At 65.6% G+C, this 16,387-nt stretch carries 14 protein-coding genes; 3 read left to right on the forward strand and 11 right to left on the reverse strand.

From position 1 onward, the window contains the following. Window positions 1–980: 980 nt before the first annotated feature. A complete protein-coding gene (locus MHY23_RS10585; RefSeq protein WP_239307525.1) occupies window positions 981–2,270 on the reverse strand; it encodes an adenylosuccinate synthase in 1,290 nt (429 codons plus the stop codon). 52 nt (window positions 2,271–2,322) lie between these two features. On the opposite strand from MHY23_RS10585, the gene MHY23_RS10590 reads away from it, so the two are divergent. Both MHY23_RS10590 and MHY23_RS10595 read left to right on the forward strand, forming a co-directional pair. Further along, the gene (locus MHY23_RS10590; protein ID WP_239307526.1) at window positions 2,323–3,117 is read left to right on the forward strand and encodes a hypothetical protein; all 795 of its coding nucleotides are present in this window, start codon (window positions 2,323–2,325) and stop codon (window positions 3,115–3,117) included. A 327-nt stretch (window positions 3,118–3,444) separates the two neighbouring features. Continuing rightward, window positions 3,445–4,326, forward strand: a complete 882-nt coding sequence (locus tag MHY23_RS10595) for a PRC and DUF2382 domain-containing protein (RefSeq protein WP_239307527.1) — start codon at window positions 3,445–3,447, stop codon at window positions 4,324–4,326. A 97-nt stretch (window positions 4,327–4,423) separates the two neighbouring features. Here the strand turns inward: MHY23_RS10595 and MHY23_RS10600 are convergent, their stop codons facing one another. The 8 genes from MHY23_RS10600 to MHY23_RS10635 all read right to left on the reverse strand — a co-directional run bounded on the left by MHY23_RS10600 (window position 4,424) and on the right by MHY23_RS10635 (window position 11,632). Beyond that, window positions 4,424–5,596: an aromatic acid exporter family protein gene (locus tag MHY23_RS10600; protein WP_239307528.1), complete on the reverse strand. Its 1,173-nt coding sequence runs from the start codon at window positions 5,594–5,596 to the stop codon at window positions 4,424–4,426. 86 nt (window positions 5,597–5,682) lie between these two features. Next, window positions 5,683–6,717, reverse strand: coding sequence for a class II fructose-bisphosphate aldolase (gene fbaA, locus MHY23_RS10605; protein WP_181889151.1), 1,035 nt, complete (start codon window positions 6,715–6,717; stop codon window positions 5,683–5,685). A 48-nt stretch (window positions 6,718–6,765) separates the two neighbouring features. Continuing rightward, on the reverse strand, window positions 6,766–7,962 hold the full coding sequence (locus MHY23_RS10610; RefSeq protein ID WP_239307529.1) for a glycoside hydrolase family 76 protein: 1,197 nt from the start codon (window positions 7,960–7,962) through the stop codon (window positions 6,766–6,768). A 258-nt stretch (window positions 7,963–8,220) separates the two neighbouring features. After that, entirely contained in the window at window positions 8,221–8,883 is a 663-nt protein-coding gene (locus MHY23_RS10615) for an RNA methyltransferase (RefSeq protein ID WP_239307530.1), read from the reverse strand. Beyond that, window positions 8,876–9,403, reverse strand: coding sequence for an orotate phosphoribosyltransferase (pyrE, locus tag MHY23_RS10620; RefSeq protein WP_239307531.1), 528 nt, complete (start codon window positions 9,401–9,403; stop codon window positions 8,876–8,878). The genes MHY23_RS10615 and pyrE overlap by 8 nt, the downstream gene beginning before the upstream one ends. Before the next feature lie 4 nt (window positions 9,404–9,407). Continuing rightward, a complete protein-coding gene (locus MHY23_RS10625) occupies window positions 9,408–10,316 on the reverse strand; it encodes a hypothetical protein (RefSeq protein WP_239307532.1) in 909 nt (302 codons plus the stop codon). A 29-nt stretch (window positions 10,317–10,345) separates the two neighbouring features. Then, on the reverse strand, window positions 10,346–11,188 hold the full coding sequence (locus MHY23_RS10630) for a sulfurtransferase (protein WP_239307533.1): 843 nt from the start codon (window positions 11,186–11,188) through the stop codon (window positions 10,346–10,348). A gap of 21 nt (window positions 11,189–11,209) precedes the next feature. Next, window positions 11,210–11,632, reverse strand: coding sequence for a DUF4265 domain-containing protein (locus MHY23_RS10635; RefSeq protein ID WP_239307534.1), 423 nt, complete (start codon window positions 11,630–11,632; stop codon window positions 11,210–11,212). A gap of 70 nt (window positions 11,633–11,702) precedes the next feature. On the opposite strand from MHY23_RS10635, the gene panB reads away from it, so the two are divergent. Then, a complete protein-coding gene (gene panB, locus MHY23_RS10640) occupies window positions 11,703–12,521 on the forward strand; it encodes a 3-methyl-2-oxobutanoate hydroxymethyltransferase (protein WP_239307535.1) in 819 nt (272 codons plus the stop codon). 23 nt (window positions 12,522–12,544) lie between these two features. On the opposite strand, the gene panC is transcribed toward panB, so the two are convergent. Together panC and clpB are read right to left on the reverse strand one after the other, a co-directional pair. Beyond that, window positions 12,545–13,339, reverse strand: coding sequence for a pantoate--beta-alanine ligase (panC, locus tag MHY23_RS10645; RefSeq protein ID WP_239307536.1), 795 nt, complete (start codon window positions 13,337–13,339; stop codon window positions 12,545–12,547). Between the two features lie 206 nt (window positions 13,340–13,545). Next, on the reverse strand, window positions 13,546–16,092 hold the full coding sequence (clpB, locus tag MHY23_RS10650) for an ATP-dependent chaperone ClpB (protein ID WP_239307537.1): 2,547 nt from the start codon (window positions 16,090–16,092) through the stop codon (window positions 13,546–13,548). Window positions 16,093–16,387 lie beyond the last annotated feature (295 nt).

Genomic DNA, 16,387 nt, shown 5'->3' on the forward strand with positions numbered 1-16,387 from the left:
GTACGAACGCTGCTGCACAAGCAGCTTCATCACCGCCCGGTAATCCGTCATCAGCGGACTCCTTCCGGTAACCGGCTACACCCCTGTGGTGCAACCACCCGAAAGCATCACCCGCCACCGCCAACCCCGCTACCGGAAACCCACTGAACCGCTACCCGAAAGTCACCACACCGCTACCAACTAGCCGGTCGCAACACGTGACATTTGTACAGCTAGCCAATTGTCTATAAGGGCCAACATGGACAAGCGTACGGATGCCCCAAGGCGTCTGCAATGCCCCTTTGATGAACATCTACCCCCCACAAAACGGCGCTAAACTTTGACTAATTAGACATATGGCGTTTACCACCTGCACAGACAGCTCAGAGGAGCTTACGAAATGCACGACACGTCGATCACAACTAATGCCCGAGCGGCGCCGTTCTTAACATCACCCTGAGCAACTCAAAAGCGCACACTCCATCCCCCTCGAAAGAAAGATGAGAGGGCACGATCAGCAGAATCGCAGCTAGGAAGTTTAGGCCACAAAACTTCCTGCTAAGTTGCTGTGCCGCCAGAAGCTCCGAAGCTCCAGCCGACGGACCAAAACGAGACGGTTCTTAATTTCAGGTAAGAATGTGACGCAAGTTTTCGTTTATCACCCTTATGGGGGTGGCCGGCGAGGCGTCGATAGGCAGAAGCCTCCACACTCCCTCGTGCGGGAAATCTTTGCCTAGGCGTTGCCGGAAGACCCCGTGAGCTCGAGGTCCTGTACGGAGCCGCTCGCACCCGTTCCGTACTAGCTCGGTCGCCTGTTGATGACGTCGAGCTGGATAGCGACTTCTGAGGTGAACACGCCCAGACGCTGCTGGACAGTGGTGTTCGTCTCCTGGATGCGCGCATCCATCTACACACTTATTCAATCGTCTCCCCACCGAAGGGAGTGGAAAGGCCGAAGGGGCGTCGCAAAGCACGACGCCCCCCGAACCCCCAGGAAACCCCTATCGCTGCATCACATCGTGGCGCACGATGGTCTGGTCGCGGCCCGGGCCGACGCCGATGTAGGAGATCGGCGCGCCGGAGAGCTCCTCCAGGCGCAGCACGTAGTCCTGTGCCTTCTGGGGCAGATCTTCAAACGTGCGGCACTCGGTGATGTCCTCGTCCCAGGCCGGCATGGTCTCGTAGATCGGCTCGGCGTGGTGGAAGTCGGTCTGTGTCAGCGGCATTTCGTCGAAACGCTTGCCGTCCACGTCGTAAGCCACGCAGATGGGGATCTCGCCGATGCCGGTGAGCACGTCCAGCTTGGTCAGGAACAGGTCCGTGAAGCCGTTGACGCGGGAGGCGTAGCGCGCGATCACGCTGTCGTACCAGCCGGTGCGGCGCACGCGCCCGGTGTTTACGCCCACCTCGCCGCCGGTGACCTGAAGGAACTCGCCCCACTTATCAAACAGCTCTGTGGGGAACGGGCCGGCACCCACGCGGGTGGTGTACGCCTTGACAATGCCCAGCACGCCGGTGATGCGGGTCGGGCCGATGCCGGAACCCACGCAGGCGCCGCCGGCGGTGGGGTTGGAGGACGTGACAAACGGGTAGGTGCCGTGGTCCACATCCAGCATCGTGGCCTGGCCGCCCTCCATGAGGACGTGCTCGCCGCGGTCCAGGGCGTCGTTAAGCACACGCTCCGCATCGATAACCATGGGCGCGAGACGCTCGCCGTAGCGGCCGAAGTAGTCCATGGTCTCCTCCACGGAGATCGCGCGACGGTTGTACAACTTCACCAGCATCTGGTTCTTCACGTCCAGCGCGGACTCGATCTTCTGGCGCAGGATGGACTCGTCAAAGATGTCCTGCACGCGCAGCCCCACGCGCGCGACCTTGTCGGCATAGGTGGGGCCAATGCCGCGGCCGGTGGTGCCGATGGCGCGTTTGCCCAGGAAGCGCTCCTGCACGCGGTCCAGCTGCTGGTGGTACGGCGCCACCATGTGCGCGTTGGCGGAGACCTTCAGGCGGGACGCGTTGGCGCCGCGGGCCTCCAAGCCGTCGATTTCCTCGAACAACGCCTCCAGATTCACCACCACGCCGTTGCCCAAGATCGGGGTGGCGTTCTCGCTGAGCACGCCGGCGGGCAACAGCTTCAGCTCGTACTTCTCCCCGCCCACCACAACGGTGTGGCCCGCGTTGTTGCCGCCGTTGGGTTTAACCACGTAATCGACCTTGCCGCCGAGGATGTCGGTCGCTTTGCCTTTGCCCTCGTCGCCCCACTGGGCGCCCACAATGATGATGGCGGACATCGCACACTCCTTATATATGGCGCAATAACGGCCATATTGTAGCGTGAGCGCCATGCGGCTCATCCACTGCGCGTGCGGCGACGCGCCAGTCATCCCCGGCGCTCAGCGCTTCGACCTTCCGCAGCACCCCAGCCAGCGGGAACTGAAGTTTCTGGCGGACATCGCGCGCGAGGTGTTGCCCAAGGACCCCACCCCGTCTCTGGACGAGATCCAGGCCAGCCCGAACGTGTCCCATCTGGGAGAGCCTGCCTTTGCGCCGCAGCGGCCTTCCGAGCCGGTGCGCGTGGTGGTCTCCGGCGACGACCGCGCCCTGGGGCTCGTGCTCACTCGCCTGATGCGGGCGGATGTGATGTGGGTGGAGGTCGGGTACGTGCCCGTCGATAGGCAATCTCCCGCAGCGGTGATGTGGGGTGCCGGCGATGCGGCGCTCGCTGTCGAGGGGGCGGTGCGGCCGATGCCCTGCATACGCACGGACTTCGGCGAGGTGGTCGCGGGTTCCGCCGAGCTGTTTACTGGCGACGGCTCCGCGCCGTACGTGGGCGAAATTGTCGTGGACTCCGAGGTGCTCGTCGGCGGCAGCGAGTTCGGGGCGCGGCTCGTACCCACCGTAGACGCGCCCGGGCTGGTCGCGGTGCCGTTTGTCAGCCCGCTCGTGCCCACGCGCCGCTTCCTGCGGCGACAGCCCGTGCGCCGCACCGACGCCTCCCGGGTCCTCGCAGGCCGCGCGCTGCAATCAGGGGGCGAGGAAATCGCCGTGCTTATCGACGGCATCCGTCGCCCCCGCCCCGTCACCCGCGTCACGTTCTACCGCCATCTGCGCGACATCCAGAGCGTCCGCGAGGGCTAAATTCTAGAATGTGAGTTATCTCACAGTGGGAATTTTGTGGCGTTTGGTTAGCGTTTCGTTACCTCGCCGGTACTGAGCCTTGTTGTAGGTTTTGGCGGTTTACGTGGCGTCGATAGGCAAAGGCCCACGTCAAAGGGGTGTGACTAGGGCTACCTGAAGTGGGCGGGTTTGTCGCTCGAATTTTTGTTCTAACCGCGGTTTTGAACGGACGTCCAAACGCGCCGTGGAACTCTTCCCTACATTCGTTTTTGTTCCCGCAAGGACCGCTCCAGACGGAAACCGCGGTAGCAAAATAAATTTACTAGCCAAAACCTTTAAGGAGAAATCATGGCTGACTTCAACCGCATCGAGGACCTCGCAAACGCAACCGCATACGACGTCGACGGCGACAAGGTTGGCGGCGTCAAGGACGTTTACGTCAACGACACCACCGGCCAGCCGGACTTCGTTTCCGTCAACCACGGTCTCTTCGGTGGCGGCGACTCCATCGTCCCGCTGCGTGGCCACACCCTGCGCGACGGCGAGCTGCACCTCGCATTCCCGAAGGAGCGCATCGAGGACGCACCGGACCTGGACGAGAACGGCCACCTCACCACCGAGGACCAGGACGCGTTCTACCGCCACTACGGCCTGGAGAACACCCAGGACGTGACCACCTACGAGACTGGTAACCGCTTCGCAGAGACCGGCGCTGCTGGTGCGGGCGCAGCAGGTGCTGCAGGTGCTGGCTACGCTGCCGGCGAGCGCCGCGACGTCGAGACCGACGTCGACGCTGAGCGCCGCGAGTTCGCCGACACCGACCGTCGCGACGTCGCAGACAACGGCGAGATCATCCGCTCCGAGGAGCAGCTGAACGTCTCGAAGGACCGCGTTGAGACCGGCCAGGTCCGCCTGCGCAAGTACGTGGTCAACGAGACCGAGACCGTCGAGGTTCCGGTTGAGCGCGAAGAGGTCCGCGTTGTCCGCGAGCCGATCACCGACGCTGACCGCGCCAACTACGACGGCAACATCGGCGAGCAGGAAGCTTCCGTCACCCTCTCCGAGGACCGCGTGAACGTTTCCAAGGAGTCCGTCCCGGTGGAGAAGGTCTCCCTGGAGAAGGACACCGTCCGCGACACCGAGCGCGTCTCCGAGGAGGTCCGCAAGGAGCGCTTCGAGACCGACGGCGTCGTCGAAGGCGATGTCGAGGGCGACATCAACAAGCGCTAAGCACTACGCGCTAAGCGCCTCAAACCCCGGCTGGGTTTTCCTCCCAGTCGGGGTTTTCGCTGTGCGGGTTGGTTTGGGCTGCCAAACCCAACGCCCGCTAGTCGAAGTCGAACGATTCCGGCTCGACCTTCGGCGTCTGCGAGGTGGGTACCAAAGCAGCCAGCGCCGACTCGTGGGACATCCCGCACACCATCAACAAGTCCACGATCAGCGAGCGAGTCTGCGCCAAAATCGCGTACGAGGACAGCACGCCGTCCTCCGGGATGACGTCCATGCCAGCCTCCTGCGCGGCCTGGCGCAGCTCGTTCACGCACTGCGGGATCACGGTGGCCTGGGCGACGCGGGAGTTGACGTCGTAGACCTCGGAAAGTTCCAGGCACACCTGGGAAAGGGTGTCCAGGAGCTCGATTTGGGCGGGGGTGGCGGAATCGTTGTCGTCGGCAAGCACGCCCGCCCTGCGCGCCAGCACGCGAGTCGTGCGCACCGCATTGTCGACGGGCGGGATCACGCGCGCGAGGGAATTGATGTAGCGGCGCGTACCCCACAGAAACGGCGAGACCAGCGACGTTTCCTGGCCGGCCTTGATGGCGGCGGCGAGGTCGTCGATGCCGGTTTGGGTGCCGCGGATGAGGTCGAGGGCCTCGTCGATGCTGGCGGGGTCCTTGTCGCGGAGTCCATCGGAGACGTCGTCGAGCACCGACGACATGATGCCCAGCACCTTTGACACCTCGGCGCGGGCCGACTGCATCGGTGCCTGCGGGATCAGCGCGATCGTGGCCATGGCGACCAGACAGCCGATGATCGCGTCCACAGTGCGGTCGATGCCGGTGACCTCCGCGCCCGGCGGCATGATCGTGGCAATCAGGATGGCGCCGATCGCGGCCTGGTTGTTCACCAGGATCGAACTGGAGAAGAACGACGCAATGAGCAGCGAGCCCGCGACGATGACGGCGATCTGCCAGCCGCCGTCGCCGAGCCGGTAGAAGATGAGGTCGCCCACGAGCACGCCGAGGATGCAACCGAGCGCCATATCCACTGACTTAGAGACGCGATCTCCGCCCGTCATACCGATAATGATGACCACACTGATCGGGGCGAAGAACGGCCGCGGGTGCCCGGCGACGTCGCGGGCCAGGAAGTAAGCCAGGCCGGCGGCGAGGCCGATCTGCATAATCGGGAGCAGGCGTTTGCGCACACGTTTCAGGCGCGCCTGCACCGACTTGTCCACCAGCTGAAGACGCTCCCGCGTACCCATCCTCTGCTTCGCCATGGTTAGACAGTTTAGGCGGGAAAGAACACGGTCTGGCAAAAGGAAAACCTCCGGGGATGGCCGGAGGTTCGTCGAGAAGCAAATGCTTACTTGGACACGGACTTGCCCACGGAGTGGAGGTCCTGGCATGCCTCGATGACGCGCTCGGACATGGCCTGCTCAGCCTTCTTCAGGTAGGAACGCGGGTCGTAGGTCTTCTTGTTGCCCACCTCGCCGTCGATCTTGAGCACACCGTCGTAGTTGGAGAACATGTGCGCCGCGACCGGGCGGGTGAACGCGTACTGGGTGTCGGTGTCCACGTTCATCTTGATCACGCCGTAGCGCAGGGCCTCCTCGATCTTCTCCTTCTCGGAGCCGGAGCCGCCGTGGAAGACGAAGTCGAACGGCTGCGCACCCTCGTCCAGGCCGAGCTTGCGGGCGGCGACCTTCTGGCCCATGTCCAAGACCTCCGGACGCAGCTTCACGTTGCCCGGCTTGTACACGCCGTGGACGTTGCCGAAGGTGGCGGCCAGCAGGTAGCGGCCGTTCTCGCCGGTGCCGAGGGCATCGACGGTCTTCTCAAAATCGGCTTCGTTGGTGTACAGGTTCGAGCCGGCGCGAGCCTCGACGCCGTCCTCCTCGCCGCCGACGACACCGATTTCCACCTCGAGGATGATGTTCGCCGCGTGCGCCTTAGCCAGGAGCTCCTGCGCGATCTCAAGGTTCTCGTCGATCGGCACTGCGGAGCCGTCCCACATGTGGGACTGGAACAGCGGCAGCTCGCCGCGGTCCACGCGCTCCTGGGAGATGGCGATGAGCGGACGGACGTAGTCGTCCAGCACTTCCTTCTGGCAGTGGTCGGTGTGCAGGGCGATGTTGACGTCGTAGTGCTGCGCCACCTCGTGCGCGAACGACGCCAGCGCCTTCGCGCCCGCAACCTTGTTCTTCACGCCCAGGCCAGAGCCGAACTCGGCGCCGCCGGTGGAGAACTGGATGATGCCGTCAGACTCCGCCTCGGCGAAACCCTTGATAGCCGCGTTGATGGTCTCCGAGGAGGTGCAGTTGATCGCCGGGAACGCGAAGCCGCCCTTCTTGGCGGTGTCCAGCATCTGGTTGTAGACCTCGGGGGTTGCGATGGGCATGGAAATCCTCCTGCTAGGGGTTGCAGTTACGCCCCCAGTATGCCCCTTTTACGCCTGCGCTGCAGCCACCCTCGCCGCCGCCTCCAGCAGCATCCAGCCGGAAAGTTGGACGGACAGGTCGCGCTCGTCGATGCGCACGAGCCCCACCGCCTCGCTTATCGACGAAGGCCCGAGCCCGTAGTTGTGCGGCAACTTCGCATCCTGGGTCCACTCCGCGGCGAACACCGGCAAACCGTCGACCTCCAGGCGGTGCGACCACAGCGACTCCGCCGACTGCATGACCAGCCGCGCCGCGATCTTGCGGGTGGCGACGTTCTCCTTCGAATCCTCCGGCAGCCGCAGGGCAACCTCGGCCAGGTAGCGCGCGAGAATGCCCTTGAACAGGCCGCCGTCGCCCTCCCCAGACTCCTCCGGCGGGCTCAGCAGCACGCCCTGCGGGGTGGCCAGGTGCAGCGCAATCGCCTGCACGATCGCGCGGATGTGGGTGATGTAGAACATCGACGCGTCCGCGCGCTCCGAGTAAACGAAGGAATCGATCTGCTCGTCGTGCGCCAGGCCGACGTCCTCACGCAGCGCAAGCGCGATCTCGAGGCTCGCTCCGAGTGCGGTGCCCTGGTTGTAGGTGTACACCTTATCGACGACCTCCGGTCCGCTCATGCGCATCCGGATGCCGTCGTCAAGCAGACCGTCCTCACGCACCAGGTTGTCGAAGATCCAGTCCACAATCTCGCGCGCCTTATCCAGGCGGCCCGTGCGGGCGAACAGCAGCGCCGCGGTGGCGTTCGACGGCACGTTGTAGAACGTCTCGCCGCTTCGCCACGGCAGCACGCCCGTCACCGGGTCGATGCCCGCGAGCAGGTCAAACTCCAGGTCATCCAGGTGGCGGTTGCGCCTGATCCCGCCGATGCGGGTCGCGCGGTTCCACGCCAGGGCCAGCCACGCCTTGTCGTCGTAGTGGACGTTGGTCAGCAGCTTGCCCCGGTTGCGGCGCTGCACCCCGCGCAGCGTGTCCGCGATCCGGCGGCGGCGCGATTTCGTTTCGCGGCGGGCGGCGGCGTCGACCTGGCAGTCCAGGTACTGGGCCTGCCACCAGTAGTGCCAGTGCCAAAACAGGCGGTCCTTCGGGCCCGGCGGCCACGCCACCACCGCCAGATTCGTCTTGGGCAGGCCCCAAAGCTTTTGCGCGTGGCGTTCATTTACGGCAGATTCAGCCAGGTCGGCGCGGTGCGCCCACGTTTCCGGCACAGGGGGACTCCTCAAGTTCAAACGGTTCGTACCTATATTGCCAGAGTGGCCGGATTCGTTTCACCGGTTCCGGCTGGTTTTAGGGGTTCGGTTAGGTCTGGCGGCGGGTCTGGTAGCGGGCCTGGCGACGGGCCAGCTAAACGAAACATGCACAAATCGACAATTGGGACGGTTGTTCAATTTCGAACGTGCAGGTCAGAAGATTATAAGTTTTGGTGCATGTAAATTCGTACAAAACCGGGGCCGGCCGCCCCTCGGCTACCACGCCTGGGAGAGGTCCGCGTGCTGACGGACCCAGGCGTGCATCGCGATGCCGGCCGCGACGCCGGCGTTGATGGAGCGGGTGGAGCCGAACTGGGCGATCGAGCAGGTCATCACCGACGCCTCCTGGGCCGCTTCGGTCACGCCTGGCCCCTCCTGACCAAACAGCAGAACACACTCGCGGGGCAGCTCGGCGGTCTCGAGAGGGACGGAACCGGGAGTGTTGTCGATGGCGACCACCGGTATGCCCTCCGCGGCGGCCCATTCCATGAGGTCGGCTACGGTTTCGTGGTGGCGGATGTGCTGGTAGCGGTCCGTGACCATGGCGCCGCGCCGGTTCCACCGCTTGCGCCCGACAATGTGCACCTCGCGGGCCAAAAAGGCGTTGGCGGTGCGCACCACCGTGCCGATGTTCATGTCGTTTTCGAAGTTCTCGATGGCCACGTGGAAGGGGTGGCGGCGCTGGTCAAGGTCCTCCACCACCGCGTCCAGCGACCAGTAGCGGTACGCGTCGACGACGTTGCGGCGGTCGCCGTCGCGGAGAAAATCCGGGTCGTAGCGGGGGTCTTCGGGCCACTGGCCTTCCCAGGGGCCGACGCCGTGGCGGCCTTCGTTCCATTCGGTGGGGCCGCGGAGTTTCCCGTCAGACGAGTTAGGCAAGGCCGAGGTCTTCGAGTCCGAGGAGGAAGCGGTACTCCAGGCCGGCGTCGCGGAGCACCTGGTCGGCGCCGGTCGCGCGGTCGACGACGGTGGCCACGGCGACCACCTCAGCACCCTCCTCACGGCAGGCCTCGACGGCGGTGAGCGGCGAGTTGCCGGTGGTGGTGGTGTCCTCGACCACCAGCACTCGCTTGCCTTTGATGGACGGGCCTTCGATGCGGCGCTGCATGCCGTGCTTCTTGGCCTCCTTGCGCACCACAAAGGAATCGATCGGGCGGCCGGGGGCGTGCATGACGGCGGTGGCCACCGGGTCGGCGCCCAGGGTGAGGCCGCCGACGGCGTCGAAGTCCAGGTCGTCGGTGAGCTCGCGCAGCAGCTTGCCGATCAGCGGGCTGGCCTCGTGGTGCAGCGTCGCGCGGCGCAGATCCACGTAGTAGTCCGCCTCCTTGCCCGAGGACAGGGTCACTTTGCCGTGCACAACTGCCAGCTCTTTGACCAGTTCAGCGAGTTTTTCCTTCATCGTTTTACTCCTTGTCGTCGAATATTGAGCTCGGGCCCTGCATGCGGCGCACCCGGGTTAAGTCCACCACGCGGCGCTCGTCGCCGGCGATGGCTTCCACGTCGTCGCCGCCGATGGTGTGGTCGGCCACCTCGCCGCGCTCGCCGCCGGTGGTGCGGGTGGGCAGCTCCACGGGGTCCTCGGGGCGCTGCATCACCGGCTCATCCTCGGCCTCAGGCTCTGCCGCGGGGGCCTGGCCCGGGATGTCGCGGGTGGGGAATGGGAGGGTGAGCGGAGCATCGTCGAGAGGCGGGAGCGTCCGGGCCGCGTCCGCGAGCAGCGCCAGGGGCGCAAGGGTGGCGTCCCAGTCCTGCGGGGTGGCGTCGCGGCTCAGCTGCGCGATCGCCCACGCGCCCTCGAACCAGACGGCCTGCACGGCGGCGGGCAGTTGTTCGAGTGCGGTGAGCACTCGCCTATCGACGAACCTCCGGCCCGCCCCCGCCTGCGTAGCAAAACACGTGAACCCATGGTGCGTGTCCAGCTCCACCAGGTCGTCGGAGCCTTCCGCCGCGAAATCGGTGCGGCGGAAGTCCACCACCGCGTTGGTTTCCGCGCCGGTGCCCATGGCGATGACGGTGGCCTCGCCCAGATCCGCCACGTGCGCGTCGTGCCCGTAGGCGGCGCCTGTGGCCACGTTTCGGGCGGAGGCTCCCCCGGCGGCGGCGCCGCGGGACCACTCACCTGCCAGCATGTCGTCGCTGGACGCGAAGGCGTAGCCGTGCTCGCGAGCCCAGGCGCGGCGGGCGCGCTTACTGGGCTTGGCCGGTTTAGCGGGCTTTTCGGGTTTTGTGCTGCGCTCGCGGGCGTCGGATGCGAACAGCGCCACGGCGGCAAGCAGCGCCGCGAGTGCGAGAACGAACAGCAGGATGACCATCGCGGCCTATGCTACCGCGCGGCCCGACACTAAATGTCCGTCGCCACCGGGTTGTCGCGGTTCGCGCTCCACTGGGACCAGCCGCCCACGTAATGGGTGAGCAGCGGCAGGCCGGCGTGCTCCATCGCGGCCAGCAGCAGGGCGGAGTGGTTGCCGGAGCCGGAGTAGGTGATCACGCTGGCCGGGTCTGTGTTCTGGGTAACGCCTAGCTGGGAGAAGCGGTCGCGGATCGTGTCGGTGTCCTTCACCTTGTGGGTCTCCGTGTCGAACAGGTCGTTGACCGGCAGGTTGCGGGCACCCGGGATGTGCCCGGCGCGCAAATCCAGGATCTCGCGGAGGCCCTGGAAACGGCGGGCACCTCTGGCGTCGATAAGCAATCCCTCAAATGCCCTGACGTCCTCCATGGTTGCGGACGGCAAGCTGCCCTCGGCGAGTTCGACGTCGCGCGGGACGACGATGCCGCCCGGGCCCGCGACCGTGGGGAAGCCTTCGCCGTCCCAGGTGGCGAAGCCGCCGTCGAGGATGTGCACGTCCTTCACGCCCGCCCAGCGCAGGATCCACCACGCGCGGGCGGCGAACAGGCCGTTGCCGCCGTCGTAGATGTACACCGGTCGGCCGTCCTCGATGCCCCAGCCCGCCGCGGCTTTGCGCACCACGTCGATGCTGGGCAGCGGGTTGCGACCAGCCGAGCGGCCGGGCATGCCGGCGAGCTGCACCGACGGGTCGCAGTACAGCGCCGTCGGGATGTGCTCAGATTGGAATTTGGACCACGCTTTGCCTGCTTTCGGCTCCCACAGCGCGGCGATGATGGTCTGCTTCTGGCCAGTCTGGATTCGCTCGTTGAGTTCAGCGGCGGAGACAAAGACGCTCATGGCCGCAAGTGTAACGGTGTTTTACGCCATGTACCCGGGAGCGAGCTGGATTGTGCCCTGCTCTTCCAAACCGCTGAGCCACTCGGTGATCCCCTCGCGCGGGCAATCCGCGCCGATGCTGGCCGCGAGCATGCCGCCCGGGCCGAGCTCCACCCGGCACCCGAACGCCAGCAGCGTGCCGGCGATCTCGTCCGGGTCCAGCCCCTCTGGATCCTCCGGCAGCACGCGCACCGTCGACGCGCCGCCGCGCACCACAACGCGATCCACGTGGAACGCGCCGCCCACCGTCACGCACTCCACGATGTCGCCCATCGCTAGCGTCGTATCCACAAACGGCACGCTCGCCACCACAAAATGATTCAGCCCAATCTGGTGCGCCTGCAGCTGCTCGCTCTCAACGCCCGGGATTGCAACGCGGGTGAGGATCGTGGTGGTTGCCTGCATGCACGGCAGTCTAAACCCTTCCGCCGCTGATTTGGGATTTTCACGGTTGCCGCTGGCCTAGACTGCATGCGTGACTGGATACCTTGCCCCCACCAAGAAAGTGCGCGTCGCGGACTTCGCGCGCAAGAAAGCCGACGGCGAGAAGTGGGCGATGCTCACTGCATACGACTACGCCACCGCCCGCGTCTTCGCTGAAGCTGGCATCGAGTGCCTCCTGGTCGGCGACTCTGCGGCCAACGTGGTTTACGGATACGACACCACCAACCAGGTCTCCGTGGACGAGATGGCGTTCCTCGGCGCGGCCGTCGTGCGCGGCGCGGGGAATGCGCTGGTGATCATGGACCTGCCGTTCGGGAGCTACGAGGCCAGCGACGAGCAATGCGTCCGCACCGCCACCGACCTCGTGCACCGCACCGGCGCCCACATGGTGAAGCTGGAGGGCGGCGTGCGGATCGCCCCGCGCATCCGGGCGCTGAAAAACGCAGGTCTTGTGGTGTGCGCCCACGTGGGCTTCACCCCGCAGTCCGTGGACAGCCTGAGCGGGTTCAAGGTCCAAGGCCGCGACGCCGGTGCGGAGCAATTGCGTGACGACGTCCACGCAGTCGTCCAAGCCGGCGCCGACATGGTGGTCTTCGAAATGGTGCCCGCGGACTTAGCGACTGAACTGACCGACTCGTGCCCGGTCCCGACCGTCGGCATCGGCGCGGGTGCAGGCACGGACGCCCAGGTGCTGGTCTGGCACGACATGGCGGATGTGCCCGCGGGCGACCACCGCGCGAAATTCGTGCGCCGTTTCGGTTCCGTCGGCGCGGACCTCGCCGCGGCGGCCGCGGACTACAAGCGCGCCGTGCACACCGGGGAGTTCCCAGCCGACGAGCACACGTTCTAGGAGGGCGCGGGTCGCTTGCAGCGCTAGAGCTCGATCGGGGCGTTGTCCAGCAGACGGGTCGCGCCGACCTTCGCCGCCACGAGCAGACGCGCCGGACCCGTGTACCCCTCCGGCAGATCTGACATGTCGGGGGCGGTGGCGACGAGGTAGTCGAGGTGGAGGCCTTTGGTGGCGTCGAGAAGCGAGCGCGCTTCGGTGAGACTGCCGGTGGCCAGCGCGCGCGGGATGGCCAGGGCAACCTCCCGCTCCGCGTCGGAGAGGTAACGGTTGCGCGAAGACAGCGCGAGACCGTCGGTGTCGCGCACGATCGGGCAGCCGTGGATGCGCACGGGAAGGTGCAGGTCATCCACCATCTGACGGATGAGCGCGAGCTGCTGGTAGTCCTTCTCGCCGAAGAACGCGTCCGTGGCGGAAGTCAGCGCGAACAGCTTCGCCACCACCGTGAGCACGCCCGCGAAGTGCGTCGGCCTCGTCGCGCCCTCCAGCACCGCGCCGAGCGGACCGGGCTGGATCGTGGTGCGCGGGCCGTGCGGGTACATCGTCTCCGGCGCAGGTGCGAAAACAGCGTCGACGCCGAGAGCCTCAAGCTTTTCGACGTCCTCAGCCAACGTCCGCGGATACTTCTCCAAATCCTCGCCCGGCGCGAACTGCAGCGGGTTGACAAAGATGCTCACCACCACGGGGTTGCCCAGCGCCTTGGCGGCGCGGACGAGGGCGAGGTGGCCGCTATGCAGCGCGCCCATGGTGGGAACGAGGGAGACAGGGCCGGCCGGAAGCGCCTTGGCCAGCGCTTCCGGGGTGTGCACGAGTTGGGTCATGTCCTGATTATCCACCTCCGTATATCCACTCAAACGAAGAGAGGACCCTGCAAGCAATCAATCTGCTTCAACAGGGTCCTCACCGCCGAAGACAAGGTCGTTCGACGGTCTGGCTGTTAGAGTATTAGCTCATTGGGGACATTGCAATTGGTTTGGCGGGGCATAAAAGGCAGACAACCGACTTGATCTAACAACGTAGGTCTGGGCTACCTCGCGGCAACGTCCAGGCCCTCGCCGCCGTCGGCGATGTCCACGTGGACGGTGTCGCCGTCGACGATCTCACCCGCCAGCAGCTTCTTGGCCAGGCGGTCACCGATGGCCTGCTGGATCAGGCGGCGCAGCGGGCGGGCACCGTAGGCCGGGTCGTAGCCGCGCTCGGCCAACCAGGACTTCGCGGAATCCGACACGTCGAGGGTCAGGCGACGGGCGGCGAGGCGCTCGGCCAGGCCCTCGAGCTGGATGTCCACGATGCCGACGAGCTGGTCCTGGCTCAGCGGGTCGAAGACCACCACGTCGTCGAGGCGGTTGATGAACTCCGGCTTGAAGTGGTGCTTCACCGCCTCCATGATCTGCTCGCGGTTGCCGCCGGCGCCCAGGTTGGAGGTGAGGATGACCACGGTGTTGCGGAAGTCCACCGTCCTGCCCTGGCCGTCGGTGAGGCGACCTTCATCCAGGACCTGCAGAAGCACGTCGAAGACATCCGGGTGCGCCTTCTCGACCTCGTCGAAAAGCACCAGCGAGTACGGGCGACGGCGCACGGCCTCGGTGAGCTGGCCGCCGGCATCGAAGCCGACGTAACCCGGAGGGGCGCCGACCAGGCGGGCGACGGAGTGCTTCTCGCCGTACTCGGACATGTCGATGCGGATCATGGCCGCCTCGTCGTCGAAGAGGAACTCCGACAGCGACTTGGCCAGCTCCGTCTTACCCACGCCGGTGGGGCCGAGGAAGAGGAAGGAGCCGATCGGGCGGTTCGGGTCCGCCACGCCCGCGCGGGAGCGGCGCACCGCGTCGGAAACCGCGACGACGGCCTCCTTCTGGCCCACAACGCGCTCGCCGAGCACGGACTCCATGTTCAGCAGCTTCTCGGTCTCACCCTGCATCATCTTGCCGGCCGGGATGCCGGTCCAGGAGGACACGACGTCCGCGATGATGTCCGGGGTGACCTCCTCTTCCAGCATGGTCTTGTTGCTGGCCTCGGATTCCACCTTGGCTACCTCAGCCTCAAGCTCCGGGATGCGGCCGTAGCGCAGCTCAGAAACCTTGGCGTAGTCGCCCTCGCGCTCCGCGATCTCGGACTCGTTGCGCAGGCGCTCGAGCTCCTCCTTCGCGGACTGGACCTTGTTCACCTCCGCCTTCTCGTTCTCCCAGCGCGCTTTCATCTCGCCGAGGCGCTCACGCTGGTCCGCGAGCTCTTCGCGCAGGTGCTCGAGGCGCTGCGCGGAGGCGGCGTCGGACTCTTTCTGCAGGGCGATCTCTTCGATCTCCAGGCGGCGCACGATGCGCTCGAGCTCGTCGATCTCCTGCGGGGAGGAGTCGATCTGCATGCGCAGGCGCGAACCGGCCTCGTCGACCAGGTCGATGGCCTTGTCCGGCAGGAAGCGGTTGGTGATGTAGCGGTTGGACAGCTCCGCCGCCGACACCAGCGCCGAGTCCTGGATGCGCACGCCGTGGTGCACCTCGTAGCGCTCCTTCAGGCCGCGCAGGATGCCGATGGTGTCCTCCACCGTCGGCTCGCCCACGTAGACCTGCTGGAAGCGGCGCTCCAGGGCGGCGTCCTTCTCGATGTACTGGCGGTACTCGTCCAGCGTGGTCGCGCCGACCAGGCGCAGCTCACCGCGGGCGAGCAGCGGCTTGATCATGTTGCCGGCGTCCATCGCGGAGTCCCCGGAGGCACCGGCGCCAACGATGGTGTGCAGCTCGTCGATAAAGGTGATGATCTGCCCGTTGGACTCCTTGATCTCGTCCAGCACAGCCTTGAGACGTTCCTCGAACTCGCCCCGGTACTTCGCGCCCGCGACCATGGAGCCCAGATCCAGCGAGATCAGCGTCTTGCCCTTGAGCGATTCCGGCACGTCGCCAGCCACGATGCGGCGGGCCAGGCCCTCCACAATCGCAGTCTTACCGACGCCCGGCTCACCGATGAGCACCGGGTTGTTCTTCGTGCGACGGGAAAGCACCTGCACCACGCGGCGGATCTCCGAATCGCGCCCGATCACCGGGTCGATCTTGCCCTCGCGCGCACGCGCGGTCAGGTCCGTGGAGTACTTCTGCAGCGCCTGGAACTGATCTTCTGGATTGTCCGAGGTGACGGTCTTGCCGCCGCGCACCGAGGAGAAGGCTTCCTTGAGCGCCTCGAAGGTGGCGCCGCGCTTCGTCAGCAGCTCAGCGGCGTCGTCGCCTCCCTTTGCGATGCTGGCCAAAAGGACGTCGGCGGACACGAACTCGTCGCCAAGCTCGCCCGCGAGATCCTGCGCGTGTTGCAGTGCCGTCTGCAGGTCCCGGTTGATGCCCGGGTTGGCCATGTTCTGCCCCTGCGCGCTGGGGTAGGTGCTAATCAGCTCGCTGGCCTCGCGCGCGACGGTGTCTGGGTCCACGCCCGTGGCCTTGAGCACCGGGGCGGCGATGCCGTCCTCCTGCTTCAAAAGCGCTTCCAGCACGTGCGCCGGGCGCATCTCCGGGTTGCCGGCGGCAGAGGCGCGCATCTGCGCCTGCTGCAGGGCCTCCTGTGTCTTCTGCGTGTATTTATTCGCCATGATTCCATGGTCCTTTCTTGCCTAATGTTTGTTTCGCACTAGGTGTAACGCACAAGAAGTTGAGTCTGTTCCTGTCAACGGCAAAAAAGTTGCGCGGGGTTGGCTCAAAGTAGCATCGCACCAGATCACACGCGGGGGATACCCCCTTCAACAAAGAAACCCGCTAGGCGCGAAACCTAGCGGGGATTCTTATTGATACCGGATTTTAACCCGTCTTGTAGTTGCCAGTGTAAATATGAGTTCGTGCAAACGCAAACCACCTTGGCTATCACCAAAGCCTTGTCGGACGCCCGCT

Origin of the sequence: Corynebacterium sp. ACRQP (genome assembly GCF_022345915.1) — a bacterium.
Taxonomy (GTDB): domain Bacteria; phylum Actinomycetota; class Actinomycetes; order Mycobacteriales; family Mycobacteriaceae; genus Corynebacterium; species Corynebacterium lehmanniae.